Here is a 26190-nt window from a genome sequence, read left to right on the forward strand (position 1 = left end):
CATGAAAGCGACAGCCGTCTCCTCAGCCGCCATTTCCAACGCCCTGCGCTATCAGCAGATGCGCATGCAGGCCGAACTCGTCAAGGCGACCACCGAATCCCAGACCGGCAAGGTAGCGGATGTCGGCCTGGCGCTCGGCGGGCGCACGACACAGGCCGTCACCTTCCAGCGCGATCTCGACCGGTTGAACGGCATCGTCGATTCGAACTCGCTGGTCGCCGCACGCCTGACTTCGACACAGGATTCGCTGGGTCAGCTCTCCGATGTCGCGCAGGATCTGCTGACGGCGCTGACCAGCGCCGTGTCGGGCGACTCTTCGACCAGCATCACCCAGACCGCCGGCGCCACGGCGCTGCAGCAGATGACGGGCATCCTGAACACCAGCGTCAACGGCGAATACCTGTTTGCCGGGACCAACACCGACGTCAAGCCGATCGACGATTTCAGCGCCGCCGGCTCGCCCGCCAAGGCGGCGTTCGACGCCGCCTTCACCAGCTATTTCGGCTTCACCCAGAACGACCCCGCGGCCGCCAACATCACCGCCGCCCAGATGGACGACTTCATCACCACCGCGGTCGAGCCGCAGTTCCTGGGCTCCGGCTGGCAGGCCAACTGGTCGAATGCCACCGACGACCAGATCACCAGCCGCATTTCATTGAACGAGACCACGCAGACGTCGGTCAGCGCCAACGAGCAAGGCATCCGCAAGCTCGCCATGGCGGCCGCCATGGTCGGCACGCTCTTTGCCGGCAACATCAGCGAGGCTGGGCAGAACACGATCGTCAGCCGCGCGCAAAAGCTGGTCGGCGAAGCCATCGGCGGCATCGTCCAGGTGCAGTCCGAAGCCGGCCTCACCCAGAAGCGCGTGTCCGACGCCAGCGATCGCATGAAGACCCAGGTCGATCTGTTCGAGAAGCACATCATCGACCTCGAAGGCGTCGATCCCTCGGAGGCCGCCACCCGCGTGGCCGACCTGACGCAGCATATAGAAACGTCCTTCGCATTGACCGCGCGACTGCAGCAACTGAGCCTGTTGAACTATCTCACCTGAACACTCTCACCGGAACGCCAGAGCTCCGACGATGTATCAATTCTCCTACGCCGACATCCAGACCGACTCCGTCGCCGACGCCAAGGACCGGGAGCGGCAGTTGCTCACCCGATCGATCGACATGTTGTCCACGGCTGCTTCCGTTGGGCCGGAGTCGATTGAGGCGGTCGAGGCGCTGCACTTCACCAACCGCATCTGGACCACCTTCGTCGAGGATCTCGGCTCCAGCGACAATGCGCTGCCCAAGGAACTGCGCGCCAATCTGATCTCGATCGGCCTGTGGCTGCTGCGCGAAACGGAAGACATCCGGCAGGGCCGCACCAACAATTTCGAAGGATTGATCGAGGTCTCCCAGATCATCCGAGACGGCATCCAATGAGCAACACGCTGAAGATCTCGCTGAAGCCGAACGAGAAGATCTACATCAACGGCGCCGTCGTCCGGGTTGACCGCAAGGTCACGATCGAGCTGATGAACGACGTTCAGTTCCTGCTCGAAAGCCACGTCATGCAGGCCGAGCAGGCCTCGACGCCGCTCAGGCAGCTCTATTTCATCGTGCAGATCATGCTGATCAACCCGCCGGGCGCCTCCGAGGCCCGCGACATGTTCCGCCGCTCGCTGCCGATGCTGATCGCAAGCTTTGACAACCAGGAAATCTGCAGCGCGCTGAAGCAGATCGACCGCATGGTCGGCGAGGATCATATCTACGAGGCGCTGAAGGCGATCCGCGCGCTCTATCCGCTCGAGCGCCAGGCGCTCGGCGGCAATGACGACATTCCGGAAGCGCCGCGCGCGCTGGCTGTGGGAGCATAAAGATGGCCGTGGACATGACAACGACGATCCCGGTTGGCGCCACCCAGGCCAGCAGCCAGCAGACCTCGAAGACGGCGGTCGACTACCAGTCGTTCCTGAAGCTTCTGATCGCCGAGATGAAGAACCAGGATCCGACCAAGCCGATGGATTCGACGGAATATGTCGCCCAGCTCGCGACCTTCTCGCAGGTCGAGCAATCGGTGCAGACCAACAGCAAGCTCGACCAGATCATGCAATCCTCGGCGCTGTCGCAGGCGGACGCGCTGATCGGCCGTTCGATCACCGCCGCCGACGGCAAGACAACAGGGACCGTGGTTTCGGTGAAGCTCGCCAGCAGCGGCCTGATCGCAGTGTTGCAGGACGGCACCGAGGTCCCTGTCGGCGCGGGCGTATCGATCAAGCCGGCCGCCTAGAGTTTCGCATAGGGTCTGCCCATGAACGAGGCCGACGCCCTCGATATCGTGCAATATGCGGTGTGGACGGTGCTTACCGCCTCCGCGCCGGTGGTGCTCGTGGCTATGGCCGTCGGTATCGGCATCGCGCTTATCCAGGCGCTGACGCAGATTCAGGAAATCACCCTCACTTTCGTGCCCAAGATCGTCGCCATCATGCTGGTCGTGGCGCTGACCGGCCCGTTCATCGGCAGCCAGATCTCGGCCTTCACCAACGTCATCTTCGAACGCATCGAGCACGGCTTCTGACCTGCGGCCGCGGGCATCCCGCCCGAGCGGACCGGCAAAAGTTTGGTCCACACCGGCAAGATGCTTGGCTTAAAGCTTCGCCGACGCATTTTCGCCTTTGCCTTCTTGTTGTTGGACCTGGATGCTTTGGCGAGTCGCCCGCGCGATGATGGCGCCGGGCGAGCGCAAGACAGCAAGATGAAGGCGGGACAGCGACCATGATCGACGACGAGCCGGAAAGCGAACGCGTCTCGGCGCTGGCGCCGTTCCGGCACGGCATCTTCCGTGCCGTCTGGTCGGCGAGCCTTGTGTCGAATTTCGGCGGCTTGATCCAGGGCGTGGGCGCCGCCTGGATGATGACGACGATCGCCACCTCATCCTACCAGGTGGCGCTGGTGCAGGCCTCGACCACCTTGCCGATCATGCTGTTCGCGCTTGTTGCCGGCGCCATTGCCGACAGCTTCAACCGCCGCAAGGTCATGCTGGTGGCGCAGAGTTTCATGCTGGTGGTCTCGGCACTGCTCACCGTATTCACCTGGTTCGGCTGGATGACGCCGTGGACGCTGCTTGCCTTCACCTTCCTGATCGACAGCGGCACGGCGCTGAACAGCCCGTCATGGCAGGCGTCGGTTGGCGACATGGTGCCGCGCGCCAAGGTGCCGGCGGCGATCGCGCTCAACTCGATGGGCTTCAACATCACGCGCAGCGTCGGCCCGGCGATCGGCGGCATCATCGTCGCCGCCGCGGGGGCGGCGGCGGCCTTCGCCGCCAACGCCATCAGCTATATCGGCCTGATCGTCGTGCTTTTCCGCTGGAAGCCGGAAGTACCCGCGCCGACCCTGCCGCGGGAATCGCTCGGCGCCGCGATGGGAGCCGGTCTGCGCTATGTCGCCATGTCGCCGAACATCGGCAAGGTGCTGGCGAGAGGCTTCGCCTTCGGCTTCAGCGCCGGCGCGGTGCTGGCGCTGCTGCCCCTGGTGGCGCGCGATGTGGTCAAGGGCGACGCGCTAACCTACGGCATCATGCTTGGCGCCTTCGGTATCGGCGCGGTCGGCGGTGCGCTGATCAGCGTGAGGCTCAGACAATGGCTCTCCAGCGAAACGATGGTGCGCGCCGCCTTCGCCGGTTTCGCGCTTTGCGCCTTCAACGCCGCCGTCAGCGACAATGCCTGGCAGACGTCGGCGGGCCTGCTCATCGGCGGTGCCTGCTGGGTGATCGCGCTCTCGCATTTCAACGTCACGGTGCAGATGTCGACGCCGCGCTGGGTGGTCGGGCGCGTGCTGTCGATCTACCAGACAGCAACCTTCGGCGGCATCGCGCTGGGCAGCTGGATCTGGGGCGTCGTCGCCGACGCCCATGGCGCGGAGACTGCATTGATGGTTGCCGCTGTCACCATGCTCGTCGGTGGCGCCATCGGCCTGATCCTGCCGCTGCCGCAGCACACCGCTCTCAACCTCGATCCGCTCAACCGGTTCAAGGAGCCGATGCTGGCGCTCGATTTGAAGCCGCGCAGCGGCCCGATCGCCATCATGATCGAATACATCATTCGCGAGGAGGACGTGCCGGAATTCCTCGCCACCATGGCCGAGCGTGGCCGCATCCGCCGCCGCGACGGCGCCCGCAACTGGACACTCGCCCGCGATCTCGAAAATCCGGGCATCTGGATCGAGCACTACCACACGCCGACCTGGGTCGAGTATATCCGCCACAACCGGCGTGCCACTCATGCCGACGCCGTTGTCGGCGAGCGCATCCGCGCGCTGCACAGCGGCGAGAACCCGCCGCGTGTGCGCCGCATGATCGAACGCCCGACCACCGCCGGCACGGCCCTTGTCTCGCCCAAGGGGCCGATCGATCACTAACCCGAGTCTTTTGGCCCGGAATATCTAGTTCCGATCAGCCAGCGCTGTGGATCATATAGAGCTTGCGCGTCGTCTCATGAATCAGCCACTCGCCCTTCCAGCCCTTCGGCAGGACGAGCAGATCGCCAGGCCCCAGCTCACGCATCTCGCCGTCGGCGCGGCTCACTTCCACGCGACCGGAGATGATGTGGCAGATCTCGGATGAACCCGAGCGGTCGGCGGTGAAGCGGCCGGGCGTGCATTCCCAGATGCCGATATCGACGGTCCCGTCCGGCGATTGGAAGAACGAGCGCACCGCTTCGACCTGATCGCCTTCGATCGAGGTCGGCTTCGGTGAAAAGACGCCGATATCGGCCGTGGCGAGGTCGCGGAAGGTCGAAAGGTCGATCAAGATAGGCTCCAGTGTCAAAAGCAATTCCAGGAAAGTGCAATGGTTTTCCGTCCGGAATTGCGCGAAAACAAAGAGTTAGAGCGGTTCGGCGAACGCCGAACCGTCTCAGTGGCCTGTGATGCTGTCGGCCAGGGCGGCCAATTTCGAAGTGTAATTGAGCCCGGCGGCCTCGCGTTGGTCGGCGATGCGGTAGAGCTGGTACATCGAGTGCACGCCGAGCCAGCGGAACGGTTCCGGCTCCCACGGTCTGACCTTGCGGTTGACCCAGGGCAGTCGCGTAAGATCCGTGTCATTGCCGAGGATCAGATCGGCAAGCGTGCGCCCCGAAAGGTTGGAGCTCGACACGCCCAGCCCGACATAACCGCCGGCCCAGCCGATGCGCGTCCTTGGGTCGACGCCGACCGTCGTGCACCAGTCGCGCGGCACGCCGAGCACGCCGCACCAGGCGTGGTCGATGCGGCACCCGGCCGTCTGCGGCAACAGCGTCGTCAGGATCGTGTGCAGCTGGTCGATCGTCGCCTGCTGCGTCCGACCGTTGACGTCGGTGCGCGAGCCATAGCGGTAGGGCACGCCGCGTCCGCCCATGGTGATACGGCCCTCGCGCGTACGCTGGGCGTAGCAATAGGCGTGCGCCGCATTGCCGAGGAGCTCATGCCCGTCCCAGCCGATCTCGCGCCAGAGTTCTTGTGGCAGCGGCTCGGTCACGATCTGCGCGCTGTTGAGCGCCAGCCATGTCCGCTCTTCCCCGGGAATGCCGGCCGTGAACCCCTCCGTCGCGCGAATTATCGTTTCCGCCAGCACCGTGCCACGGTCGGTGGCCACGCTGCCCTTGGCGATCGACGTCACGGTCGTCTTTTCGTAGATCGGCACGCCGAGCCGCTCGACCGCTTCCGCCAGCCCGCGCACCAGCTTGGCCGGCTGCACCCGCGCCTGGCCGTGGATGACGAAGCTGCCCATGACATTCGCGATATTGATGCGCGCGCGTGTGGCTGCAGCGTCGAGCAATTCGATGCGCTCGGGGTCGGCGTCCCAGGAGCGGATCGTCTCGCACGCCTCGCGCACACGTTCGAGCTGTGCGGCATTGGTGGCGACCGTTAGATTGTCGACGCGGCGGATGTCGGCATCGATGTCTTCTGCCGTCGCCACCCGGATCACCTCGTCCACGCAGCCGGCCATCGCCTTTTGCATGGCGGTCACGCCTTGCCGAGTCGAGGTCTTCAGATATTTTTCGCGCGACCAGCCAAAGCCGCCCGAAAGCCAGCCGCCATTGCGCCCCGAGGCACCGAAGCCGGCGAATTCGCGTTCGAGCAGGACTATGCGAAGCGAGGGCTTCGCCTTCTTCAGATAATAGGCGGTCCAGAGCCCGGTGTAGCCGGCGCCGACGATCGCAACATCGGCTTCGATGTCGCCGGGCAAGGGCGGACGCGGGCTTGGGACCGCGCCCAGATCCGCATACCAGAACGAGATGTCGCCGTTGCGCTTGACTTGCATGGGATGGCTTCCAAGAGACCGGAGAGAGGGATCAGGTGAGCGTCGTGTCTGCCGTGCTGTCGTCGGGCAGAAGCTTGGCGTCGGCGCCGTCGAAGCAGAGTTCCACCTTCTCGCCGAGGGCGAAATTCTCGCCCGTCAGCGGCGACCGCACGATCGCGGTCGAACCGTCGCCGAGCTTCACTTCGTATTTCGATCCCGAGCCAAGATAGATCGCCTCGGCGATCGTTCCCGCCAGGCGATTCTTGCCGTCGGCTTGCCCCGGCGGGCGAATGGCAAGTTTCTCGGGCCGCAGCAGCATCACCGGGCTGGTTTCTCCGGCAAGCCGGCGCGGCGCGGCGACCGTCTCGCCGGCGATGGTCAGCGCAGTGCCGGTGCCGTCACTTCTGGCTTCGCCGCGCAGCACCGTGGAGTCGCCGATGAAGCGGCCGACGAACAGCGTCGCCGGCTCGTCATAGAGCTGCCGTCCGGTGCCGACCTGCTCGATGCGGCCGCGGTTAAACACGGCGATGCGGTCCGACAGCACCAATGCCTCCTCCTGGTCGTGCGTGACGTAGACGAAGGTGGTGCCGAGCTCGCGATGGATGCGCTTGATCTCGAGTTGCAGCCATTCGCGCAGCTTCTTGTCGAGCGCGCCGAGCGGCTCGTCCATGAGGAGCAGCGGCGGGTCGAAGACGATGGACCGCGCCAGCGCCACGCGCTGCTGCTGACCGCCTGACAATTCGCTCGGATAGCGATGCGCGAAGTCGCCCATCTTGACCATGTCGAGCGCCTTGGCCACGCGCCGCTTCCGATCGTCCTGCCCAACGCCGCGCAGCGTCAGTGGATAGGCGACGTTGCGGCCAACCGTCATATGCGGGAACAGTGCGTAGTGCTGGAAGACGACGCCGATGTTGCGCTTGTGCGCCGGCACGCCGACGACGCTTTGTCCTCCGACCAGCAGCTTGCCGCTCGACACATCCGTGAAGCCGGCGATCACATTGAGCGTCGTCGTCTTGCCGGAGCCGCTCGGCCCAAGCAGCGTCATGAACTCGCCGGGCTCGATCCTGAGCGACACGCCGTCCAGCGCCTTGAACGCGCCATAGGCCTTGGTGACGGATTCGAGGTCGATCGCCGCGCCGCGATTGTCCGGTCTTGGGTTCATAAGCGTCCCTTCCGCTCGCGGCCAAGAAGAAGCATGCCGCCGCCGATCAGGATGGTCGTGGCGCACAAAAGGATCGTGCCGACGGCCGCGACCGTCGGGTCGGCGTCGCGCGTGATCGAAGAGAAGATCTGCACCGGCAGCGTCTTGAGATAGGGGTTGGTGATGAACAGCGAGACGATGATCTCGTCGAAGGACGTCGCGAAGGCGAACAGCAGGCCCGACAGGATGCCGGGCAGGATCAGCGGCAGCGTCACCGTCCGGAACGTGGTGAGCGCGCCGGCGCCGAGGCTCGCCGCAGCCGTCTCCAGCCGCTTGTCGAACACTTCGAGATTGGCCGAGACGGCGATCAGCACGAAGGGCAGCGCCAAGATGGTGTGGGCGAGCACGAAGCCGGGCAGCGTGCCGACGAGTCGCGCATCGAGATAGACGGCATAGATGCCGATGGCCAGCACCACGCCCGGCACAACCATCGGCGTCAGCATCAGCATCCGCAGCAAATTGGCAGGCCGCGCCTTCATACGGTCGAGGCCGAAGGCGGCCAGCGTGCCGAGCACCGTTGCCAGCACCGCCACGATCGAGGCGACCTTCAGGGAATTGAGGAAACTGGTCGACCATTCTGGATTCGTGACGAAATTCTCGTACCACTGCCAGGAGAAGCCTTGCGGTGGGAAAGAGAGCGACTTGTTGCCGTTGAACGACATCGGCACGACGACCAGCGTCGGCGCCACCAGCCAGATGGCCACCAGCAGGCTGACAAGGCCGAGAACGACACGGGTGAGCGTCTTCATTTCCATCAGCGCCGCCCCGCCTCCCGGTGCCGCGATCTCATCACCGGCGCAGCAAGCGCAAGCAACAGGAAGGTCGTGACCAGCAGCACCACGCCCATCGCGCCGCCGCGTCCCCATTGCAGCAGGCTGAGCACCTGGGTCTGCACCAGTGTCGACAGCATCGTCGAGCGCGGCCCGCCGAGCAGTGCCGGCGTGATGTAGAAGCCCAGCGCCAGGATGAAGACGATGATTGCGCCGGCATAGACGCCCGGCAGCGACAGCGGCAGGTAGACTGTGAAGAAAGCGCGGGACGGCCGGGCGCCAAGGCTTCGCGCCGCCTGCACCAGCCTGAGGTCGATGCCTTTCATCACCGAATAGAGCGGCAGGATCATGAAGGGCAAAAGCACCTGCGCCATGCCGATCACCACGCCCGTCTGGGTGCGGATCAGCCGGACGCCCGCGAAGCCGGCTGATCTGAGCAGCGAGTTGATGACGCCGGAATCCTGCAGCAGGATCACCCAGGAGAGTGTGCGCACCACGCCACTCACCCAGAATGGGATCAGCACGCAGAGAACCAGGACGAGCCGCACGCGCGGCCCGACCGCGGTCATGAGGTAAGCATAAGGATAAGCGCAAACCACGCAGACCAGCGTCACCCATGCCGAGATGGTGAAGGTGCGCTGGAGCACCGCGAGATTGACGGGCGCGCCGAAGAACCAAGCATAGTTCTGGACGCCCCATTCCGGCTCCGACAGGCTGCGCAGCACGATGGTGAGCAGCGGATAGCCGATCACTGCGGCGAGCAGAACCAGTGCCGGCAGCGTGAGCGCGAACGGCCGCCAGGCCCATCCTGCCCGCTTTTCGGCAGTCTGGATCGTCGGTTCGAGCGCGCTCACGGGCCTTGCCTCCGTCAGCTCAGTTGCCGGCCATCAGCGCGGACCACTTCTCCTGCGCCACTGGGAAGTTCTCGACCCAGAACTTGATGTTCTGCTTGTAGCCTTGCTTCTGGCGCTCGGGCGTGTTGGTCAGGAAAGCTGCGACCGACTCGTCAACCTTCGGCTTCGCATCGTTGTTGATCGGCGTGTAGGAGGTCTGCTGCGTGAGAATCTCCTGCGCCTGCTTGCCGAGGTAGGCATTCAGCAGCGCATAGGCGGCATCCGTATCCTTGACACCGACGGGGATCGTCATCTGGTCCATCACCACCAGCCAATCCTGCCAGGCGGGCGCGTATTTGGCGCCGTTCTTGACCGCCGTCATGGCGCGGCCGGTCCACATCATCAGCATGTCGGCTTCACCGGACTCGGCGAGCTGCTGCGATTCAGCGCCCGTCTTCCAGTAGATCGTGTCCGGGCCGAGCTTGCGAATCACGTCGAGGGCCTTGTCGATATCGGCAGCGGTCATCGCCTTCGGATCGCCGCCCGCCACCTTGAAGGCCTGTTCGAGCAGGCCACCGGTCGGATCGCCGGATCCGTCCAGGGCGCGCACGCCGGGGAATTTTTCGGTGTCGAAGAAGTCGGCCCAGTTCTTGGGCGGGTTATCCTTGTACTTCTCCTTGTTGTACATCAGCACGACGCCGTAGTTCATCGCCGGAACCGAGCACTCGCCGACCTGTCCTTCGGGTATCTTCGAGACGTCGAGCTTCGAGAGATCGAGCTTCTGGAACAGCTTTCCGCAATGGACGTAAGGCGGCAGATCGCCGGTATCGACCACGTCCCAGGTGACGTTGCCGGATTCGACCTGGGCCTGCAGCTTGGCGATCTCGGTCGGGCCGTCATTGAGCAGCTTGACGCCGGACTTCTCGACGAACTCCTTAAGCGCCGCCACCTGGCCGTCCTGATAGATGCCGCCATAGGAGACGAAGGTCAGGGTCTTGCCCTTGAGCGAGCCTTCCTTCACCTCGCCCGCGACCGGCTTTTCCTGTGCGAAGGCGGTGGTTGTCAGCATTCCGAGCGCCAGCACGGTGCCAAGACCTGCAAGTTTCGACTTCAACATAACTCTGACTCTCCCATTATGCCCGCGTTTAATCGGACTACCTGGCCGCGAGCGGTTTCCAGGGCTTGTATTGATCGAGTTCGGCGCGTGCCGAGGTCGGCGGCGCGATGATCCACATCACCTCGGCCCGGCCGCTGCCGATGTTCTCGCTGCGATGTGGTGTCGATGTCGCGTATTCGATGCTGTCGCCCTCTTCGAGGACGTGGCGGGCGTCGCCGAGAGAGACCTCGACGACACCGCGAAGGACGATCAGCATCTCCTGCGCGTCGCCATGCGTGTAAAGCGCGGAGCCGGTCGAGCCGCCGATATCGAACTCGCCGACATAGACCTCCATGTCGCTCAGCGGCGGGCGGGAAAGCAGCATCTTACGGCAGCCGTCGCTGGGCGGAAGACTTGGCCGCTCGCTGCGCCGGAGCACGCCATGGTTCTGTGTCGCGCTTTCCTCGAACAGCATCGCGACGCTCACGCCCAACGCCGAAGCCATCTGGTTGAGCGAGGCAGTACTGGCGCCGGTCAGCCCGCGTTCAAGCTGGCTGATGAAGCTGGCGCTGGTCCCGGTCGCTTCCGCGAGGTCACGCAATGACAGGCGGCGAGCGAGGCGCAGGGCCTTGAGCCGCACGCCCAGCACCTGCTGCGCATGAGCTGCAGCCGTGCCGGCACCGTTCGCCGCCGGAGCCTGGCCGTCCTCCGAAGCCTCGCGCATCCCGTTTTCCTCCACTTAACACCCTGTACAGTACCACTGTACAGCTGGCAATAGGGGCGGATGCCATTTCCGCTGTCCCATGACTCGAAACGGAAGCCGACCAAAAAATTAAGCATTCAACGGCAGTATCGAATGTCGGCCGGCAAGATGTCGTACAGCAAGGGCCATTGTCGGTCAGCTGAGCGGGAAGGGATCGCGATATGTCATCCTGGCTAAGAAACGGACCGTTGATGCTCATGCGCAGCCTGCTGATGCTGGCTGTCTTGGCGATCGGCACTCTGACTGCAGGGGCGTTGGAACCGGCCAGCTATCCGGAGCCGCCAGACTCCGTAGCTTTCACCGTTCAAAAGGACGGCAAGCAGATCCCGCTCACGCTGCGGCAGTTGGAAAAGCTCGGCCTCTATAAGGTCATCACCACAAGTCCTTTCGAGCAAGGGCAATTGACGTTTGAAGGCGTCCTGTTCCGAGACGTGCTCAAGTCCGTGGGATTGGCGGATAGGGATTCCGTCACTCTAAGGGCCGCGGACGATTACGTGCAGGTGATTCCGCACGAGGATTGGACGGAAGGTCCTCTGCTTCTCGCGACGCGCCAGGACGGGGAGTTGCTCACCCGACGAACACAAGGTCCGACCCGCTTGGTCTATCCTCTCAAGGACTATCCCGCCTTCGACACGCCGATCCGCAAACCGCGATGGATTTGGCTGATCAAGACGATCGAGTCCGACAACTGACCGGCTGGCAGGCCTCCATGGTGGGATCTCGATTGAGAGGCTGGCGAATTCCGCTTTCCTACGGCAGTGCCATAGGGCTTGCGGCGGTCGGTTCCGCGATCCTCATCGTCATGCTGTTTGTCAGTATCAGCAAGATCGAGTCCTCGCTGCCCCGGTTCGGGTTCTTCGCGATCCGCGAATTCCATATTGCCATACGCGACGTGACCCACCTGAGGGATATGACCTCGCTCGCTGAGGTCGCGCCCAACTCTCAGGCGAGCCTAGATCATCTGGCCGCTGCCAACGACCTGGTCTACATCCGCTTCAAGCGGATCGACGGCGGCGAAACGATCAGCGCAATTCCCGCATATGCAGGCATCGTGCCGCGCGTGAACGACGCGGTAACGCGGCTCGACGCCGTAATCGCGGCGGGACTCCCGTTCGATCAGCAGCGCTTGAAGGAACTGGGTCTGGAACTCGAGCAGATCGTCGGCCGGATGAACGACGAGTACTACAAATACGGCGAGGGCGTTAACGCCGATCTCTATGCGTCGGAAGTCAGCCTGAATCGGTTCAACTATCAGATAGCCTTTGCTCTGACGATCCTGTCGCTGCTGGCAATCGGGACGGCGGTTCTGTTCATCGGTCGCCGGGAAACGATAAAGAAGCTGGAATTTCTCGCCTGGCGCGACGCGACCACCGGACTGAAGAATCGTGCCTGGATGGCAGCCAACAGGGACGCCATGCTGGACCGGGCGAGGGAGACCGGTAAGCAGCTTCAGCTGCTCCTGATCGATCTCGACCATTTCAAGAGCGTGAACGACACCTTCGGCCATCACGTCGGCGATCTGCTGCTGAAGGCGGTTGCCGAGGTCCTTCAGTCGGTCGAGCGGCCCGGCGACGTAGCCGCCGTGCGATTGGGCGGAGACGAATTCGCCATCATGGCTATTGCCGATCGGAATGATCATGACGATTTGGGGCAACGTCTGCGCGAACGGCTGAACAGGTTCGCAGAGTTGGAGGGCCATCAGGTGCGCATTGGCGCCAGCATCGGCATGGCATGTTTCCCTCAGCACGGTTCCGACATTTCCACGTTGCTGCACAGTGCCGATAGCGCTCTCTACACGGCAAAGGCCGAAGGGCGGTCCGGTTTCGTGACGTTTTCGCCCGCGATCCTCAGTCAGATCGACATGCAGCTCGGTGAAGAAGCGGCCATCAAGCGGGCCCTCAATTGCGACGAGTTCTTCCTGGTCTGGCAATCCCAGTTCGAGCTGGCGACCGGCCGCATGATCGGGGCCGAGGCGCTGGTCCGCTGGCACGACCCGGTCTCGGGAGCGGTTCGTGCGCCGGCATCGTTCATTCCGATCGCGGAACGAAGTGAGCTGATCCTGGAACTCGACAAGATGGTTCTGGGCAAGGCTTGCGAGCAAGCCGCCCGATGGATGCCTATTTCCACCGAAGAGTTCATCTGCTCGGTCAACGTCTCCGGAAGAAGCCTCCAGACCGATGCCTATCTGACGCATCTCACCGAGACGCTGCGGCAAACGGGGTTGCTGCCATCGCGTCTGCAGTTGGAGATCACCGAAGGAATATTCATCCAGAACAGCCGCAATGCCTTGGAGAGCATCGGCAAGATTAGAAACCTCGGGGTGAGCCTGGCACTCGACGATTTCGGGTCAGGTTATGCGAGCTTTGGATACCTTGCCGATTTCGACTTCAACCAATTGAAAATCGATCGCTCGTTCCTCAGCGACCTGGCTTCCTCCACGAAGAAACAGAACGTGGTCCGAGGCATCATCGCGCTGGCCAATTCGCTAAGCCTGACCGTTGTCGCGGAAGGGGTGGAGAACGAAGCCCAACTCGACTTCCTGATCCACGAACACTGTCACGGCGCACAAGGGTTCTTTATGTCGGAGCCTGTTGAGGCAAGGTTGATGACCAACTATCTCGTCGCAAGGCAGGGTGGCGCCAAAACAGATGGAAAAGCTCGGGCCGAGTCTCTTCGCTTGGGCCCATCCATGCTGCGGAAAGTCGCCAAGCAGGGCCGCAAGACCGCCGATTAAATCAGGGCTCAGCCCTCGCCGGAAAGATCCCGCCGCGCCTTGTCCAGCTCCTCGGCGTAGCGTCGCATCAGATGGCTTTCAGTGAGCAGGCCAAGCACGATGCGGTCGTCGAAATCCTCAACGACCGCTAGCTCTTCAGCGCCGGCGCGCTGAAAGGTCTCGGCGGCGGACTGGACGTTCATCGACGGCACCAGCACCGCATCCTTGAACTGCGCGAGCGCCTGCACCGGAGTCTCGCCGTCTGAGAGGTCGCTGTGCAGTTCGGCCACGAGCAGCACGCCGACATAGTGCCGGCCCTCTTCGACGGCGATGACGCGCTGCGCCGAGCCGAGCGGGATCTCCTTGCGGAACTCGGCCAAGGTAATCGAAGCATCGATGGTGCGGACGTCCTTGCGCATCATCGACCCGACATTGAGGCTGCGCATCCAGCCGACGTCGTGGGCGCTGCGGATCGTCTCGCCGCGCAGATGGAAGCGCCAGGTCGAGAAGGAGTAGCCGAAGGTCTCGCGCACCAGGATGGCCGACATGATCGACGCTGCCAGCACCACGCCGGTGAGCGTCAGGTCCCGCGTCGATTCCAGCGCGAGAAAAGTCATGGTCAGCGGGCCGCCGACCACACCTACGGCAAGCGAGGTCATGCCGACGACAGCGGCGACCGCCGGATCGAGCGCGGTTGAGGGCGCAGCCATCGCCATGACGCCGGCAAAGACCTTGCCGAGCAGCGCCCCCAGGAACAGCGAGGCGAAGAACAGACCGCCGCGGAAACCGGAGCCGAGCGAGATCGCCGAGGCAGCAAGCTTCAGCACGAAGACGCTGGCCACCACGGGAAGCGCGTAGTTCATGGCGAACTCGCGGTGGAGCGCGCCGTGTCCGCTGGACAGCACCTGCGGCGTGACCAGCCCGAGCAGCCCAACAACGATGCCGCCGATGAAAGGTCTGACGGAAGCGTCGATCGCCAGCCGCACAAAGACGCGCTCGATAAGGCTTACCAGATGCATGATTGCGATGGACGCCGCCCCGCCGAGCAGTCCCAGCAGCAGGAACGGCACATACTGGCTGGCGGTCAGCGTCGGCAGGCCGGAAAGTTCGAGCGGAAACGGCACGCCGCCGAACATCTCAGCCGTCAGCGAGGCGGCGATCGCCGCCGTCATGACCGGCGCCACATTGGCCACCGAGTAGATGCCGATGACCAGTTCGAAGCCGTAGAAGGCACCCGTCAACGGCGCGTCGAAGGCGGCAGCGATCGCGCCGGCGGCGCCGCAGCCGACCAGGATGCGCACGTCGTTGCGGCGCAGCCGGAAGGCGCGCGCCAGCCGCGAGGCGATGCCGGAACCAACCTGCGTATAACCGGCTTCCAGACCGACCGAGGCGCCGAAGCCGCTGGAGATCATGGTCTGGCCGACAATGATGAACGTATCGGTGAGCGACATGCGCCCACCGTAGAGCGCGTTGGCTTCGATCGGGTCGACAGGCGTTCTGAACTTCCGCCTTCTCAGCCAGATCACCGAAAGGCCGAGCAGCAGTCCCCCGATCGCCGGAAACATCGCCTGCACCGGACTGGCCAGCGAAAACATCGCTGAAAGACGCCCGCCCGGCTGCACGTCAAAGAGCAGGAAGTGCATGGCTTGCACCAGCGCGCTCATGCCGGTGACCAGGGCGCCCGCGATCATGCCGACCATCCCCGCCATCAGCACAATGACGATGCCGCGCGCCTCGAGCACGGGGATGGAATTGATCAACACCGCCCGAAGCCGGCGGGCGTAGACTTGCGGTTCGTTTATGGCAGGCAACGGAGCGGCTCGCCGGTATGCGGAGGATGGATGCTGCCGCGCCTGATACGCCCGACGGCATGGAGTGGCAACCGCAATGCCGACCGCTTGTGGCGCCATTTTGGCGTTGCGTCGATTAGCGACGGTTGGGCCGGCTACCCTCGCTTGCGAGAATGGGAAAATGGCACTGATCGAGAGGATCAGGGGCCTGCAATCGTCCCCCGCGACGAAGGTCGCCAGCAGCTCCGCCGGCTCCGTTGCGCTCGCCTTCTCCGCGAACAGATGACCCGGTGCCCGGCGGCTCGAACCAGGTCTATCCTTTGGCGGCAATTCCTTCGTCCCTCACACAGCCAGGCTGAAGTCGGGCCGCCAGCCGAGTTCGCTGACGGCCTTGTCGGTCGCGACATGGCCGTTCGGCTCGGCGATGTTGAAGGGGCCCGGCGCGCCGCGCTCGACGGCAAGCAGCGCCGCATAAGCAGCGGCATCGACATGCACGGCCGGATCGGCCGCAATCTCAGTTCCGGTGCCGGGACCATAGAGATGTCCATAGCGCAGCACGATGCCTGTCATGCTCGAGCCCTCGAGAACCTGGCGTTCGAGCGCGATCACGCCGCCGACGCTAATGCCGCGGCCGCCTTCGGCGCCGCTGTCGAGCGGATCGGTTTCGGCATGCGGCTCGGGTCCGGGCGCATAGGCCCAGGCGATGCTTTGCGCGATCAGGCGACGGGCGCCGGCCGACGTCGCGGCCTCGACCAGATTGCGGGTCCCCTCGTCGCGGACGCGCGCGTTTCCGATGATGGACTCGCCCATCCTATTGGGATCGAGTCCGGCCGGCAGATCGGTAAGCTGATGGATCACGACCTCTGGCCTCGCCGCGGCGACCGCCGCAAGCAGGCCGCCGGCATCGAACACATCGATCACCACCGGGCTGGCCCCGATCGCGCGGAGCTTCTCGGCCTTCTCGGCCCGACGCGTTGTCGCAGTCACCCGATGGCCGGTAGCGACCAGTTGCGGGATCAGGCGGCGGCCGATCGCGCCGGAACCACCAGCAAGAAAGATGCGATAGCCCATCGTCTTCCATTCCATCTTGCGATAATATCAGAGTTCGAACAACATATAAGAGCTCTTACATCGTGCGCAAGCAGAAACCGGAAATTCCGGCCCCTGGCAAAGGCAAGCGCGGCGAGGAAGGTTATCTCGGCTACCTGCTGCGCCAGGCCGCCGGCGCCCACAGGCTGCGGGTCGAGCGGGCGCTGGATGAGTTCGGCGTCACGCAGCCGCAATTCGCGACGCTGACCATGCTGTCGGCCTATCCAGGCATCTCCAATGCCGACCTCGCCCGGCTCGCGGTGCTGACGCCGCAGACGGTGAGCGTGATCGTCGGCAATCTGGAAAAGGCCGGTTCCGTGGTCCGCAAGCCGCATGCGGTGCACGGGCGCATCCAGCACCTTGATCTTAGCGACAGCGGCCGTGCCTTGCTGAAGAGATGTCGCGAGCGGGTGCAGCGGCTTGAACGCGAGCTGACCGCCGCACTTTCGGCCAACGAAGAGCGCGCCGTCCGGCGCTGGCTGGTCGCCGTCTCGATCGCGGACACGGCCGGTTAGATCGCAGTACCCTCGCCCGCTTCATAGAGCGCCAGCTTCCGATCCCCAATGCCGAGTTCCGCCCAGCTCGCGCGCCATTCGGCTATATGCGCTGACTTGAAATGCGCCTCGAGCGCCGCACGATCCCGCCAGGCTTCCGAGACATGGATCAGGCCGGGATCGAGAACATCCTGCGCATAGGAATATGCGAGGCAGCCGGCTTCGGCGCGACTCGCTGAAATCATTCGTCCCATCGCCGGCCTTGCCTGCTCGAGCCTGTCGGGTGGCAGCCGAATCGTGCCGATGATGAGGAGCATGCGCCTTTCCTTTCGCCAGCCGGCTCAAATCCCGTAGCCCCTCTCCCACCTTCGCGCAAGCTTGACCGGTTAAGGTCGGGAGCCTGCCTTTGCGCTGGGCAAGTCTGGATTCGAGGACGATATGGCGATCAGCGAAACAATCCCGTCCGGCCTGGCGGCCAAGAATGGCCGCGACGTTTTCTTCGCGCTCGGCATCGTCGTCATCCTGGCGGTGCTGTTCCTGCCGATCCCGGCCTTCCTCATCGACATCGGCCTTGCCTTCTCGATCGCGCTCTCGGTGCTGATCCTGATGGTGGCGCTCTGGATCCAGCGGCCGCTGGATTTCTCCTCCTTCCCGACCGTGCTGCTCATCGCCACGATGCTCAGGCTCTCGCTCAACATCGCCACCACGCGCATGATCCTGTCGCATGGCAATGAGGGTACGCATGCCGCCGGTTACGTCATCTCGGGCTTCTCGAAGCTGGTGATGTCGAGCGACTTCGTCATCGGCCTCATCGTCTTCATGATCCTGATCGTGGTGAACTTCATCGTCATCACCAAGGGCGCCACCCGCATCGCCGAAGTCGGTGCGCGCTTCACCCTCGACGCCATCCCCGGTAAGCAGATGTCGATCGACGCCGACCTTTCCGCCGGAATGATCGACGAGAAGACGGCGCAGCTTCGCCGCCGCGAGTTGGAAGAAGAATCCTCCTTCTTCGGCTCGATGGACGGCGCGTCGAAATTCGTGCGCGGCGACGCCATCGCCGGCCTCATCATCACCGCCATCAACATCGTCGGCGGCATCGCCATCGGCTATCTGCGCCACGGCATGGGCCTCGGCCAGGCGGCTGACGTCTTCATCAAGCTGTCGGTCGGCGACGGCCTCGTCACCCAGATCCCGGCCCTCATCGTCTCGCTCGCCGCCGGCATGCTCGTCTCCAAGGGCGGCACGCGGGGCTCCGCCAATCAGGCGGTGTTCGGCCAGCTCGGCGCGCATCCGCGCGCGCTCTATGTCGCGGCCTCGCTGCTCGTCATCCTCGGCCTTATGCCCGGTCTGCCGCTATTCCCGTTCTTTGCCCTTGCCGGCGCCATGGCCGGCCTCGGCTACGTCATCCCGCTGCGCCACAACCGCGCGCTGGCGGCAGCCGAAGCGCAGAAGAACAAGGAGAAGGCCGACAAAGTCGAGGAGGAGAAGAATTCGGTCAAGGCCTCGCTTGCGACTGCCGAGATCGAGCTGCTGATCGGCAAGCAGCTCTCGACCAGGCTGCTGGTCGCACATCAGGAGCTGGTGTTCCGCATGTCGAAGATGCGCAAGAAATTCGCCCAGCAATATGGGTTCGTGGTGCCGGAGGTGCGCGTCGCCGACGACTTCGCCATCCCGCCGAAGAGCTATCAGATCAAGGTCCACGGCACCGTCGTTGCCGAATACCAGATGCGCGTCGGCGAAATCATGGTGCTGCTTGGCACCCGCGGCGTGCCCGACATCCCCGGTGAGGAAATCCGCGAGCCGGCTTTCGGCATGCGCGCCTATTCGGTGCTGGAAACCTTCGCCGAAGATCTGAAGCGCGAGAACTACACCTTTGCCGACAACATGTCGGTCCTGCTCACCCACCTTTCCGAGGTGATCCGCAACAACCTGCCGCAGCTTCTGTCCTACAAGGACATGAAGGCGCTGCTCGAGCGGCTGGACCCCGAGTACCGCAAGCTCGCCGACGAGATCTGCACCTCGCACATCTCCTATCCCGGCCTGCAGGCGGTGCTGAAGCTTCTGCTTGCCGAGCGCGTCTCGATCCGCAACCTGCATCTGATCATCGAGGCCATCGCCGAGATCGCGCCGCATGTGCGCCGCACCGAGCAGATCGTCGAGCATGTCCGAATCCGCATGGCGCAGCAGATCTGCGGCGATCTCTCCGAGGTCGGCATGCTCAAGGTGCTGCGCCTCGGCAACCGCTGGGACCTCGCCTTTCACCAGAGCCTCAAGCGCGATGCCAAGGGCGAGGTGCGCGAGTTCGACATCGATCCGCGCCAGCTCGAGGAATTCGGCCAGGACGCCACCAAGGCGATCCGCAAGCATCTCGAAGCCGGCGAGCGCTTTGTGCTGGTCACCGCGCCGGACGCGCGGCCCTATGTGCGCATGATCATCGAGCGGCTGTTCACCACGCTGCCCGTGCTCAGCCACGTCGAGATCGCCAAGGGCGTCGAGATCAAGGTTCTCGGAACGATCTCGTGAACACGCTCTCGCAAGGCGTCGTCATCGCCGCCTTCCTTGCCTTCTGCCGCATCGGCGCCTGTTTCATGCTGATGCCCGGCCTGTCGAGCGCCCGCGTGCCTCTCCAGGTCCGGCTGTTCGTGTCGATCGCCGCCACCGGCGGCCTGTTCGCCTTCCTCTGGGACCGCATCTATCCCTATGTCGACCCGCGCCCGCAGGTGCTGGTGCCGATGATCGTTTCCGAGCTTCTGGTCGGCGGGCTGATCGGCGCCATGACCAGGCTGTATATGGAAGCGCTGCGCTTCATGGGCTCGGCCATCGCCATGATGATCGGCTATGGCGGCTCAGGCGGCCCGGCGATCGAGGAGCCGGAGCCGCAGGCTGCGCTTGCCGCCATCATCTCGTTCTCGGCGCTGCTCCTGCTTTTCGTCTTCGACTTCGACCACGAGATCGTGCGCGCGCTGGTTGCCTCCTACACGGTTGCTCCGGTCAATGTATTCTTCAACCCGCAGGCGGCGCTGGTCGACGTCACCGACACGGTGTCGGACGCCTTCTTCCTGGTCATCCGGCTCGGCAGTCCCTTCGTCGCCTACGCCATTCTGGTCAATTTGACGATCGGCTTCGTCAACAAGCTGACGCCGCAGATCCCGGTGTATTTCATCTCGCTGCCCTTCGTCATCGCCGGCGGGCTGATCATCTTCTACTTTGCCATCGGCACCTTGCTGTCGTTGTTCGTCGACGGCTTTGTCGACCTGACGCTAGCGAGGTAGCCGCGATGGCCTCGCGCAAGGACAGACTGAAGAAGTTGGTCAAGGTGCAGGAGCAGTTGAAGGCGGTGCACGAAACCCGTCATGCCGGCTTCCTCTCCGCGGCCGCGGCGGCCGAATCGGAAGCAAAGGAACTCATCGGGCATTTCGACGCTGACAGCTCGCTGGCCGGCCTGTTCCCGGAACTTTACCATCGCCGGATTGCGAACTCGCTCGGCCAACAAAAACAGAATCTTGAAAGCGCCCGGGAGGAGGCGACGTTGATCGCCGCCGCGACCGCGCGGACCAACATGGTCGAGCGCGCCTATAGGGACGCTCGCCGCCGCGACGAGCGCGAACGCTCAGACCGCGAGCGGCTGGACCTCATTGCCCAGAAGCGGGGACATGACTAGGGCAATCAGGAAAAGCATGAAACGGTTGGGCTCGGCGACGTCGCCGTGGCCTCCCGTCCGGACTTGCGTCAAACCAAGGAGATAGAGCGGTGGATCCGGCGCGCGGCGAACGAGGCTGTCAGATGCCGGTCGCCGTCGTGCCGACCGACTTGGCCGCCCCGATCCGCTCCCAGCGCCTGCCATTGCCCTGCGCCTGCCGGGCGAAATAGTTGTAGGGCGTGCTGGACCAATCACGGACCGCGCCGGTGAGGTTGTCGAGCACCAGGTCGCCCTCGTTGGTGCGCACCGTCAGCACCGTGTGTCCCTCGCCGTGATAGCTTGCCACGGTCAACAGCAGCGCCGAGGCCGGCCAGCCGCGCTTCATCAGTTCGAGCTTCTTGAGTATCGCGATATCCTCGCAATCGCCGGACACGGTCGGCACGCGCCAGTCGTCGTTCTTGCCGACAACGGCTCGATCACTGACCTCGGTAATGCGTGAATTGACCGAAAGGTTGATCTCGTTCAATTGCGCGCTGAGCTGAGGCCGCAGGGCGACGACCTTTGTTCCGCCGGCCGTGCTGCAGAGGCCGGGTTGGCGGCTGCAGAACGAATAGAAGGCCGGCGGTGGGAACGCCTTGCCTTTGGTTTGCATCGCCGTTCCGGCCTGGGCGGCAAATGGGCTGGCAACCGACAGCAGAAATGCGATCAGCACGACATCGCTTTTCACGATCAACGTCTCCAAGGCGTGGTCTCGAGGATGAGGGAGCGGGGTTAATTAGTCGTTTTCAAAACCCCGAATTGCGCCGGCGGCGGGGCAACACCGTTAAAATATTAATACCTGCTAAAATAAGATTTGAGCGCTGCACTGCACCTCGCCGCCCCCGCAAGCCTGCCACAAGCTTGTTGCGTCATTGTGCAACGGACATAACCGGCAAAAGGCAGTGCTTTCTTGGCGATTTTACCTCCCAGCGACATCGTGATGGACGTCGCCCGTGCGGCGGAGCCGGCCGACGTCGAGGCCGCGCGGGCAGCACTCGCGAGGCGGGCCGGCGGTGCCGGGGAGACCTTCTCGATCGACCAGACTGCCTCGGTCGAGGCGGGCTCGGTGCTCTCGCGCGCCGCTGCCGACAAGGCCGAGGCGGCAAATCCGGCTAAAAAGTTCCAGCGCTTCGAGGCGATGGTGCTGACCACTTTCATCCAGAACATGATGCCTAAGGACACCGAGGGCGTTTACGGCACGGGTCTGGCCGGCGACATGTGGAAATCGCAGCTTGCCGAAAAGGTAGCCGATGTCATGGCCGCGCATGGCGGGATCGGCATCGCGAGATCGATGCTTGCCGACCATTATCTGGACGGCAAACACAAGGTGCCGGTCGGGCCCGTTGGGGGCGGACCGGAGAAAGCCGAGATCGACCAGCAGACCAGGCTTTCGACCTCCCTGGTCGACGAGCTCGAGCGTAAGGCCGCCCGGTCTATGACCGGTGACGACACAACCATAAAAACGGACATCAAGATCTAGGGACCTACATGGCCGACCAAACGGACCTTTCCAACCTGCCTGCACGAACCACCGCCGCGGAAGCACCGATCGCAGCTGCACGGCCTGGCAACCTCGCCGCCATCATTGGCCGGATCGAGGAGGCGGTGGACGAGGAGACGGCGGGTATCCGCAGCGGCACCAGCTACGACCTCAAGGCCTCGAATGCCCGCAAAAGCCGCTATCTCTACGAACTGACCCGCGCGCTGAAGGGCGCCAATGAGATCGAGTTCCTCGAGCAGCATCGCGAAGGGCTGGCGCGGTTGCGCCAGAAGCTGGCAAAGAACGAGACGGCTATTCTTGCCCATCTCAATGCCGTCAACGAGGTCGCCACGCTGTTGAAGAACGCCATCCAGCGCGCCGATGCCGACGGCACCTATTCGGCAGGCGAATTCGGATATGCCCGGGCTTGAATGAGATGACTGCGGAGCAAGGTAGGATCCGGTGATCAAATTCCTCGCCGCAGCGCTTTGGATCTGCGCCGTAACCCTCGGCGCGGTGTTTTATTCGTTCCAGGCGGCGGGCGAGCGCGGCGTCGGTGAGCCGCCGAAGCCGATGCTGGGCGGTCTCGACTACGTCAAGACCGACATCATTTCGGTACCGCTCGTCCGCGATGCCAAGATCGACGGCTATTTTCTCACCAAACTCGTCTACACGGTGGAGCCGGATCAGATAAAGAAACTGTCGATCCCGGCGCCGGCGATCATCACCGATCAGGTCTATTCCTACCTCTATTCCAATCCGCAGATCGATTTCACCAAGAAGGACACGATCGATCTCGATGCTTTCCGCAAAGCGATCCGCGAGACCGTCAACGCCCGCGTCGGCGTCGAGCTGGTGCATGACGTGCTGATCGACCAGGTCAACTTCCTGTCCAAGGACGAAATCCGCGACAACGCCATCCGCCGCCGCAAGACTGCCGGCGAGACCGCGCAAGCGATGACCAAGCCGTTCCAGCCGGAGCATTGATCGGCTCTGGATCGACTTGGCACCGCCAGGGGTTCACATGCTTGTCCGGTGATGCGACATGCCGCATGGCGGCCACGTTGACGTAAACGTCAACCCGAAGCTATATGCGCCGGTGGCTGTCGCCGCGCTCCCGCGCGACGCGGCGCCTCGCCCAGCGGCCAAGGCCGGTGCGCGTCAAACGCAACCAAACGAGGAGAACCGCCATGGGCGTTCAGGAGATTGCCGACAAGATCAGGTCGCGCGTGGCAAGCGCCGGCTTCGAGCACTCGGTCAAGTTCGACACCGGCAGCGACGGCGTCATCGTTATCGACGGCGCGACCGTTTCGACCGCCGATGCCCCGACCGACTGCACGATCAAGCTCTCGCTCGACGATCTCGATTCACTGATCGCCGGCGATCTCAACCCGACCATGGCCTTCATGGCCGGCAAGCTAAAGGTTGAGGGCGACATGACGGTCGCCATGGCGCTCAGCCAGTTGCTCGGCTGACCGGCAGCCAACTACTTTTTGGAAGAGCGATGCGGCGCCGCGTTTTTGAACGCGCGGCGCCGCATCGGTATGCCTCCGAAGTGTCAGGCGACGAAATCCAGCGCCTTGACCTTGCGGCCGGCGGCCCTGATCGTGCCCGCGGCCGCGTCGAGCGAGCCCTCCTTCAGCTCGAGCGCCAGCAGGCGGTGCCGCTCATAGGGCCCAGGCATGGCGAGCGAGCCGGTGCGGTCGGCCGAAAAACCGAACCGCCCGTAATAGGGCGCATCGCCGACGAGCAGGATCGCGCCGTGACCGAGCCGCGCAGCCTCGGCGGTCGCGTGCCGCATCAGCGCTGAGCCGATGCCGCCGCTCTTCAGGCCCGGCTCGACTGCCAGCGGCCCAAGCAGGAGCGCTGCCGGACCGCCCTCGCCCAGCGTCACGTCCCACAGCCGAACCGTGCCGACGACCGCGCCCGACGGGTCGCGCGCGACAAAGGCCAGGCCTTCCGACGGCCGGCGGCCACGCCGCAGTTTCTCGGACGACTTCTTCCTGCGCTTCGGCCCCATGGCGCGGTCGAGCAGCGCTTCGCGCGCCTGCATATCACCGATGCCTTCGGCAACGATGACGAAGGCCGGCGCAATCTCCCCCCTCGAGCGGGAGATGTCGCCAAAGGCGACAGAGGGGGTCGTTGCGCATGTAACACCGGCGCCCAGCGTGACGAGAAGCGGCGCTGGCGCTCCACGCGCGACGCCCCCCTCTGACCGCTGCGCGGCCATCTCCCCCTCGAGGGGGGAGACCCGGCGCGCAGCGCCCTCGATGATGAAATCTGCAAAGTCCATTTCCGCGATCCTTCACGAGCGGAGATCTGTTCCACAAGCGAGCCCCGGCGGGCGATGTCACCCACGCCGGTTGATCTGAAGGCTCGCGCCTTCAGATCACGTAAGATCGGAGAGGCTCGAAGCCGTTGAAGGCGACCGACGAATAGGTGGTCGTGTAGGCGCCAGTACCTTCGATCAGCACCTCGTCGCCGATGGTGAGCGACAGAGGCAGGGGATAAGGCGTCTTCTCGTAGAGCACATCGGCCGAATCGCAGGTCGGGCCGGCGAGCACGCAGGGTGCGGTCTCCGATCCGTCGCGCGGCGTCACGATCGGATAGCGGATCGCCTCGTCCATGGTTTCCGCTAGGCCGCCGAACTTGCCGATGTCGAGGAACACCCAGCGCACATTGTCATTGTCGGCCTTCTTCGAGATCAGCACGACTTCCGACTTGATGACGCCGGCATTGCCGACCATGCCGCGGCCCGGCTCGATGATCGTCTCGGGCAGCGCGTTGCCGAAATGCCTGCGCAGCGCCGAGAAGATCGCCTGGCCATAGGCCTGCGCCGCCGGTACGTCCTTCAGGTAACGGGTCGGGAAACCGCCGCCCATGTTGACCATTTTCAAGACGATGCCTTCCTCGGCGAGCGTGGCGAACACCTTCTTGGCATCGCCCAGCGCGCGGTCCCAGGCCGAGAGATCGGTCTGCTGCGAGCCGACATGGAACGACACGCCATAGGCGTCGAGGCCGAGGCTCTTGGCGTGACGCAGCACGTCGACGGCCATCGCCGGCACGCAGCCGAACTTGCGCGACAGCGGCCATTCGGCACCCTCGCCGTCGGTCAGCACGCGGCAGAACACGCGCGAGCCCGGAGCGGCGCGGGCAATCTTCTCGACCTCCTCGACGCAATCCACCGCGTAGAGGCGGATGCCGAGCTGGTAGGCGCGCGCAATGTCGCGCTCCTTCTTGATGGTGTTGCCGAAGGAAATGCGATCCGCCGGCGCGCCGGCATCCATCGCCATCTCGACCTCGGCAACCGATGCGGTGTCGAAGGACGAGCCCATCGCAGCAAGCAGGCGCAGGATCTCCGGCGCCGGGTTTGCTTTCACCGCATAGTAGATCTTGGAATCGGGCAACGCCTTCTCGAAGGCGCGGAAATTGTCGCGCACGACATCGAGGTCGACGACGAGGCAGGGGCCGTTCGGACGTCGGGTGGCGAGAAAGTCAAGGATGCGCTGGGTGGCCATCGAGGTCTCTCCATCTGCGCCTTTCGGCGCGCACAAAGGCTGCGGGACGCGGGCGCTCAGCCTCGCGAACTCGCGGTGGACAAAGGCGGGACGGAAAATCCATGGAACCAGCCGGTGGAGACCCCGGAACCACGGATCGCCGTCTCGCGGCGGTGAACCTGGCCTTGCCCGGCCTCGGTTCGCTTTGTCTGCCTTGGCTTGGATGGGAGGACCCGTCCGCACTGCCGGCAATGAAGGTGTGCCTCTTCAGTAACCCCGGTCTTTGGACGACCGGCAGACACCAGAAAGGCCCGCACCGTCGTTGCTTCAAGGTGTCCTCGGTCTTGTGGTTGGCCACTGACCGACTGGAGGGGTTGGCTCCAGTTACCTTACCGATTGCCCTCACCATTCGAGGATCGGCGGACACCCACAGGCACGTGCGACTTTGGGCAAGCGCGATATAAGAGCGAAGGGTTTCACAATCAATAAAAATCGTCAGCGCCGGTTGTAAAAAT

At 63.9% G+C, this 26190-nt stretch carries 29 protein-coding genes; 16 read left to right on the forward strand and 13 right to left on the reverse strand.

The genetic code is table 11. The features are described from left to right. Position 1 precedes the first annotated feature (1 nt). The 6 genes from A9K71_RS25060 (at position 2) to A9K71_RS25085 (ending at position 4406) form a co-directional block, all read left to right on the forward strand. Entirely contained in the window at positions 2-1051 is a 1050-nt protein-coding gene (locus tag A9K71_RS25060; protein WP_067002427.1) for a flagellar hook-associated family protein, read from the forward strand. A 31-nt stretch (positions 1052-1082) separates the two neighbouring features. Then, entirely contained in the window at positions 1083-1430 is a 348-nt protein-coding gene (gene flaF / locus A9K71_RS25065) for a flagellar biosynthesis regulator FlaF (protein ID WP_067002429.1), read from the forward strand. Then, positions 1427-1864 carry a flagellar biosynthesis repressor FlbT gene (flbT, locus tag A9K71_RS25070; RefSeq protein ID WP_067002431.1) on the forward strand — a complete coding sequence of 146 codons (438 nt, stop codon included), beginning with the start codon at positions 1427-1429 and terminating at the stop codon, positions 1862-1864. The genes flaF and flbT overlap by 4 nt, the downstream gene beginning before the upstream one ends. Before the next feature lie 2 nt (positions 1865-1866). Further along, positions 1867-2277, forward strand: coding sequence for a flagellar hook assembly protein FlgD (gene flgD, locus A9K71_RS25075; protein ID WP_067002433.1), 411 nt, complete (start codon positions 1867-1869; stop codon positions 2275-2277). Between the two features lie 21 nt (positions 2278-2298). Then, entirely contained in the window at positions 2299-2565 is a 267-nt protein-coding gene (fliQ, locus tag A9K71_RS25080) for a flagellar biosynthesis protein FliQ (RefSeq protein WP_027165133.1), read from the forward strand. Between the two features lie 197 nt (positions 2566-2762). Continuing rightward, positions 2763-4406 carry an MFS transporter gene (locus A9K71_RS25085; RefSeq protein ID WP_067002435.1) on the forward strand — a complete coding sequence of 548 codons (1644 nt, stop codon included), beginning with the start codon at positions 2763-2765 and terminating at the stop codon, positions 4404-4406. Positions 4407-4440: 34 nt separating this feature from the next. Here the strand turns inward: A9K71_RS25085 and A9K71_RS25090 are convergent, their stop codons facing one another. The 7 genes from A9K71_RS25090 to A9K71_RS25120 all read right to left on the reverse strand — a co-directional run bounded on the left by A9K71_RS25090 (position 4441) and on the right by A9K71_RS25120 (position 10891). Beyond that, positions 4441-4797 carry a cupin domain-containing protein gene (locus A9K71_RS25090; RefSeq protein ID WP_067002437.1) on the reverse strand — a complete coding sequence of 119 codons (357 nt, stop codon included), beginning with the start codon at positions 4795-4797 and terminating at the stop codon, positions 4441-4443. 105 nt (positions 4798-4902) lie between these two features. Continuing rightward, entirely contained in the window at positions 4903-6288 is a 1386-nt protein-coding gene (locus tag A9K71_RS25095) for an FAD-binding oxidoreductase (RefSeq protein ID WP_067002439.1), read from the reverse strand. Between the two features lie 31 nt (positions 6289-6319). Continuing rightward, positions 6320-7429 carry an ABC transporter ATP-binding protein gene (locus A9K71_RS25100; RefSeq protein ID WP_067002442.1) on the reverse strand — a complete coding sequence of 370 codons (1110 nt, stop codon included), beginning with the start codon at positions 7427-7429 and terminating at the stop codon, positions 6320-6322. Continuing rightward, on the reverse strand, positions 7426-8223 hold the full coding sequence (locus A9K71_RS25105; RefSeq protein ID WP_067002444.1) for an ABC transporter permease: 798 nt from the start codon (positions 8221-8223) through the stop codon (positions 7426-7428). Before A9K71_RS25105 ends, A9K71_RS25100 begins: the two co-directional genes overlap by 4 nt. After that, complete coding sequence (locus A9K71_RS25110; RefSeq protein ID WP_067002446.1) at positions 8223-9092, reverse strand: ABC transporter permease; 870 nt, start codon at positions 9090-9092, stop codon at positions 8223-8225. The genes A9K71_RS25105 and A9K71_RS25110 overlap by 1 nt, the downstream gene beginning before the upstream one ends. A gap of 19 nt (positions 9093-9111) precedes the next feature. Then, positions 9112-10188, reverse strand: a complete 1077-nt coding sequence (locus A9K71_RS25115) for an extracellular solute-binding protein (RefSeq protein WP_067002448.1) — start codon at positions 10186-10188, stop codon at positions 9112-9114. A gap of 37 nt (positions 10189-10225) precedes the next feature. Then, the gene (locus A9K71_RS25120) at positions 10226-10891 is read right to left on the reverse strand and encodes an XRE family transcriptional regulator (RefSeq protein WP_067002738.1); all 666 of its coding nucleotides are present in this window, start codon (positions 10889-10891) and stop codon (positions 10226-10228) included. 230 nt (positions 10892-11121) lie between these two features. On the opposite strand from A9K71_RS25120, the gene A9K71_RS25125 reads away from it, so the two are divergent. Both A9K71_RS25125 and A9K71_RS25130 read left to right on the forward strand, forming a co-directional pair. Further along, complete coding sequence (locus A9K71_RS25125) at positions 11122-11622, forward strand: molybdopterin-dependent oxidoreductase (RefSeq protein ID WP_067002450.1); 501 nt, start codon at positions 11122-11124, stop codon at positions 11620-11622. Continuing rightward, positions 11583-13664 (forward strand): bifunctional diguanylate cyclase/phosphodiesterase, encoded by a 2082-nt coding sequence (locus A9K71_RS25130; protein WP_082980695.1) that lies wholly within the window; start codon positions 11583-11585, stop codon positions 13662-13664. Before A9K71_RS25125 ends, A9K71_RS25130 begins: the two co-directional genes overlap by 40 nt. An 8-nt stretch (positions 13665-13672) precedes the next feature. On the opposite strand, the gene A9K71_RS25135 is transcribed toward A9K71_RS25130, so the two are convergent. Together A9K71_RS25135 and A9K71_RS25140 are read right to left on the reverse strand one after the other, a co-directional pair. Next, positions 13673-15454, reverse strand: coding sequence for a chloride channel protein (locus A9K71_RS25135; RefSeq protein ID WP_067002454.1), 1782 nt, complete (start codon positions 15452-15454; stop codon positions 13673-13675). Positions 15455-15775: 321 nt separating this feature from the next. Beyond that, a complete protein-coding gene (locus A9K71_RS25140; protein WP_245299769.1) occupies positions 15776-16519 on the reverse strand; it encodes an NAD(P)-dependent oxidoreductase in 744 nt (247 codons plus the stop codon). 47 nt (positions 16520-16566) lie between these two features. Here A9K71_RS25140 and A9K71_RS25145 point away from each other — a divergent pair, with 47 nt between their 5' ends. Then, entirely contained in the window at positions 16567-17037 is a 471-nt protein-coding gene (locus A9K71_RS25145) for a MarR family transcriptional regulator (protein ID WP_067002456.1), read from the forward strand. Here A9K71_RS25145 and A9K71_RS25150 read toward each other — a convergent pair. Then, positions 17034-17333, reverse strand: a complete 300-nt coding sequence (locus A9K71_RS25150) for a putative quinol monooxygenase (RefSeq protein ID WP_067002458.1) — start codon at positions 17331-17333, stop codon at positions 17034-17036. The genes A9K71_RS25145 and A9K71_RS25150 overlap by 4 nt on opposite strands. Positions 17334-17454: 121 nt before the next feature. On the opposite strand from A9K71_RS25150, the gene flhA reads away from it, so the two are divergent. Genes flhA through A9K71_RS25165 form a run of 3 tightly spaced genes read left to right on the forward strand, consistent with a single transcriptional unit; the run spans position 17455 to position 20680 of the window. Beyond that, on the forward strand, positions 17455-19542 hold the full coding sequence (gene flhA, locus A9K71_RS25155) for a flagellar biosynthesis protein FlhA (RefSeq protein WP_067002459.1): 2088 nt from the start codon (positions 17455-17457) through the stop codon (positions 19540-19542). Beyond that, positions 19539-20291 (forward strand): flagellar biosynthetic protein FliR, encoded by a 753-nt coding sequence (gene fliR / locus A9K71_RS25160; RefSeq protein WP_067002462.1) that lies wholly within the window; start codon positions 19539-19541, stop codon positions 20289-20291. The genes flhA and fliR overlap by 4 nt, the downstream gene beginning before the upstream one ends. 5 nt (positions 20292-20296) lie before the next feature. Beyond that, positions 20297-20680: a hypothetical protein gene (locus tag A9K71_RS25165; RefSeq protein WP_067002464.1), complete on the forward strand. Its 384-nt coding sequence runs from the start codon at positions 20297-20299 to the stop codon at positions 20678-20680. 118 nt (positions 20681-20798) lie between these two features. Here the strand turns inward: A9K71_RS25165 and A9K71_RS25170 are convergent, their stop codons facing one another. Beyond that, positions 20799-21386: a transglutaminase-like cysteine peptidase gene (locus A9K71_RS25170; protein ID WP_067002742.1), complete on the reverse strand. Its 588-nt coding sequence runs from the start codon at positions 21384-21386 to the stop codon at positions 20799-20801. 222 nt (positions 21387-21608) lie between these two features. Here A9K71_RS25170 and A9K71_RS25175 point away from each other — a divergent pair, with 222 nt between their 5' ends. The 4 genes from A9K71_RS25175 (at position 21609) to A9K71_RS25190 (ending at position 23653) form a co-directional block, all read left to right on the forward strand. Then, the gene (locus tag A9K71_RS25175) at positions 21609-22178 is read left to right on the forward strand and encodes a rod-binding protein (protein WP_067002466.1); all 570 of its coding nucleotides are present in this window, start codon (positions 21609-21611) and stop codon (positions 22176-22178) included. A gap of 8 nt (positions 22179-22186) precedes the next feature. Then, positions 22187-22609: a hypothetical protein gene (locus A9K71_RS25180; RefSeq protein ID WP_067002468.1), complete on the forward strand. Its 423-nt coding sequence runs from the start codon at positions 22187-22189 to the stop codon at positions 22607-22609. Between the two features lie 31 nt (positions 22610-22640). Further along, the gene (locus tag A9K71_RS25185) at positions 22641-23165 is read left to right on the forward strand and encodes a hypothetical protein (RefSeq protein WP_067002470.1); all 525 of its coding nucleotides are present in this window, start codon (positions 22641-22643) and stop codon (positions 23163-23165) included. A gap of 203 nt (positions 23166-23368) precedes the next feature. After that, positions 23369-23653 (forward strand): SCP2 sterol-binding domain-containing protein, encoded by a 285-nt coding sequence (locus A9K71_RS25190; RefSeq protein ID WP_067002744.1) that lies wholly within the window; start codon positions 23369-23371, stop codon positions 23651-23653. Positions 23654-23736: 83 nt separating this feature from the next. Here A9K71_RS25190 and A9K71_RS25195 read toward each other — a convergent pair whose 3' ends face one another. Both A9K71_RS25195 and odc2 read right to left on the reverse strand, forming a co-directional pair. Further along, positions 23737-24231: an N-acetyltransferase gene (locus A9K71_RS25195; RefSeq protein WP_067002746.1), complete on the reverse strand. Its 495-nt coding sequence runs from the start codon at positions 24229-24231 to the stop codon at positions 23737-23739. Between the two features lie 331 nt (positions 24232-24562). Continuing rightward, positions 24563-25696: an ornithine/lysine decarboxylase gene (gene odc2 / locus A9K71_RS25200; protein WP_067002471.1), complete on the reverse strand. Its 1134-nt coding sequence runs from the start codon at positions 25694-25696 to the stop codon at positions 24563-24565. Between the last annotated feature and the right edge of the window lie 494 nt (positions 25697-26190).

This window comes from Mesorhizobium sp. WSM3873, assembly GCF_001672445.1.
Classification (GTDB): Bacteria; Pseudomonadota; Alphaproteobacteria; order Rhizobiales; family Rhizobiaceae; genus Mesorhizobium.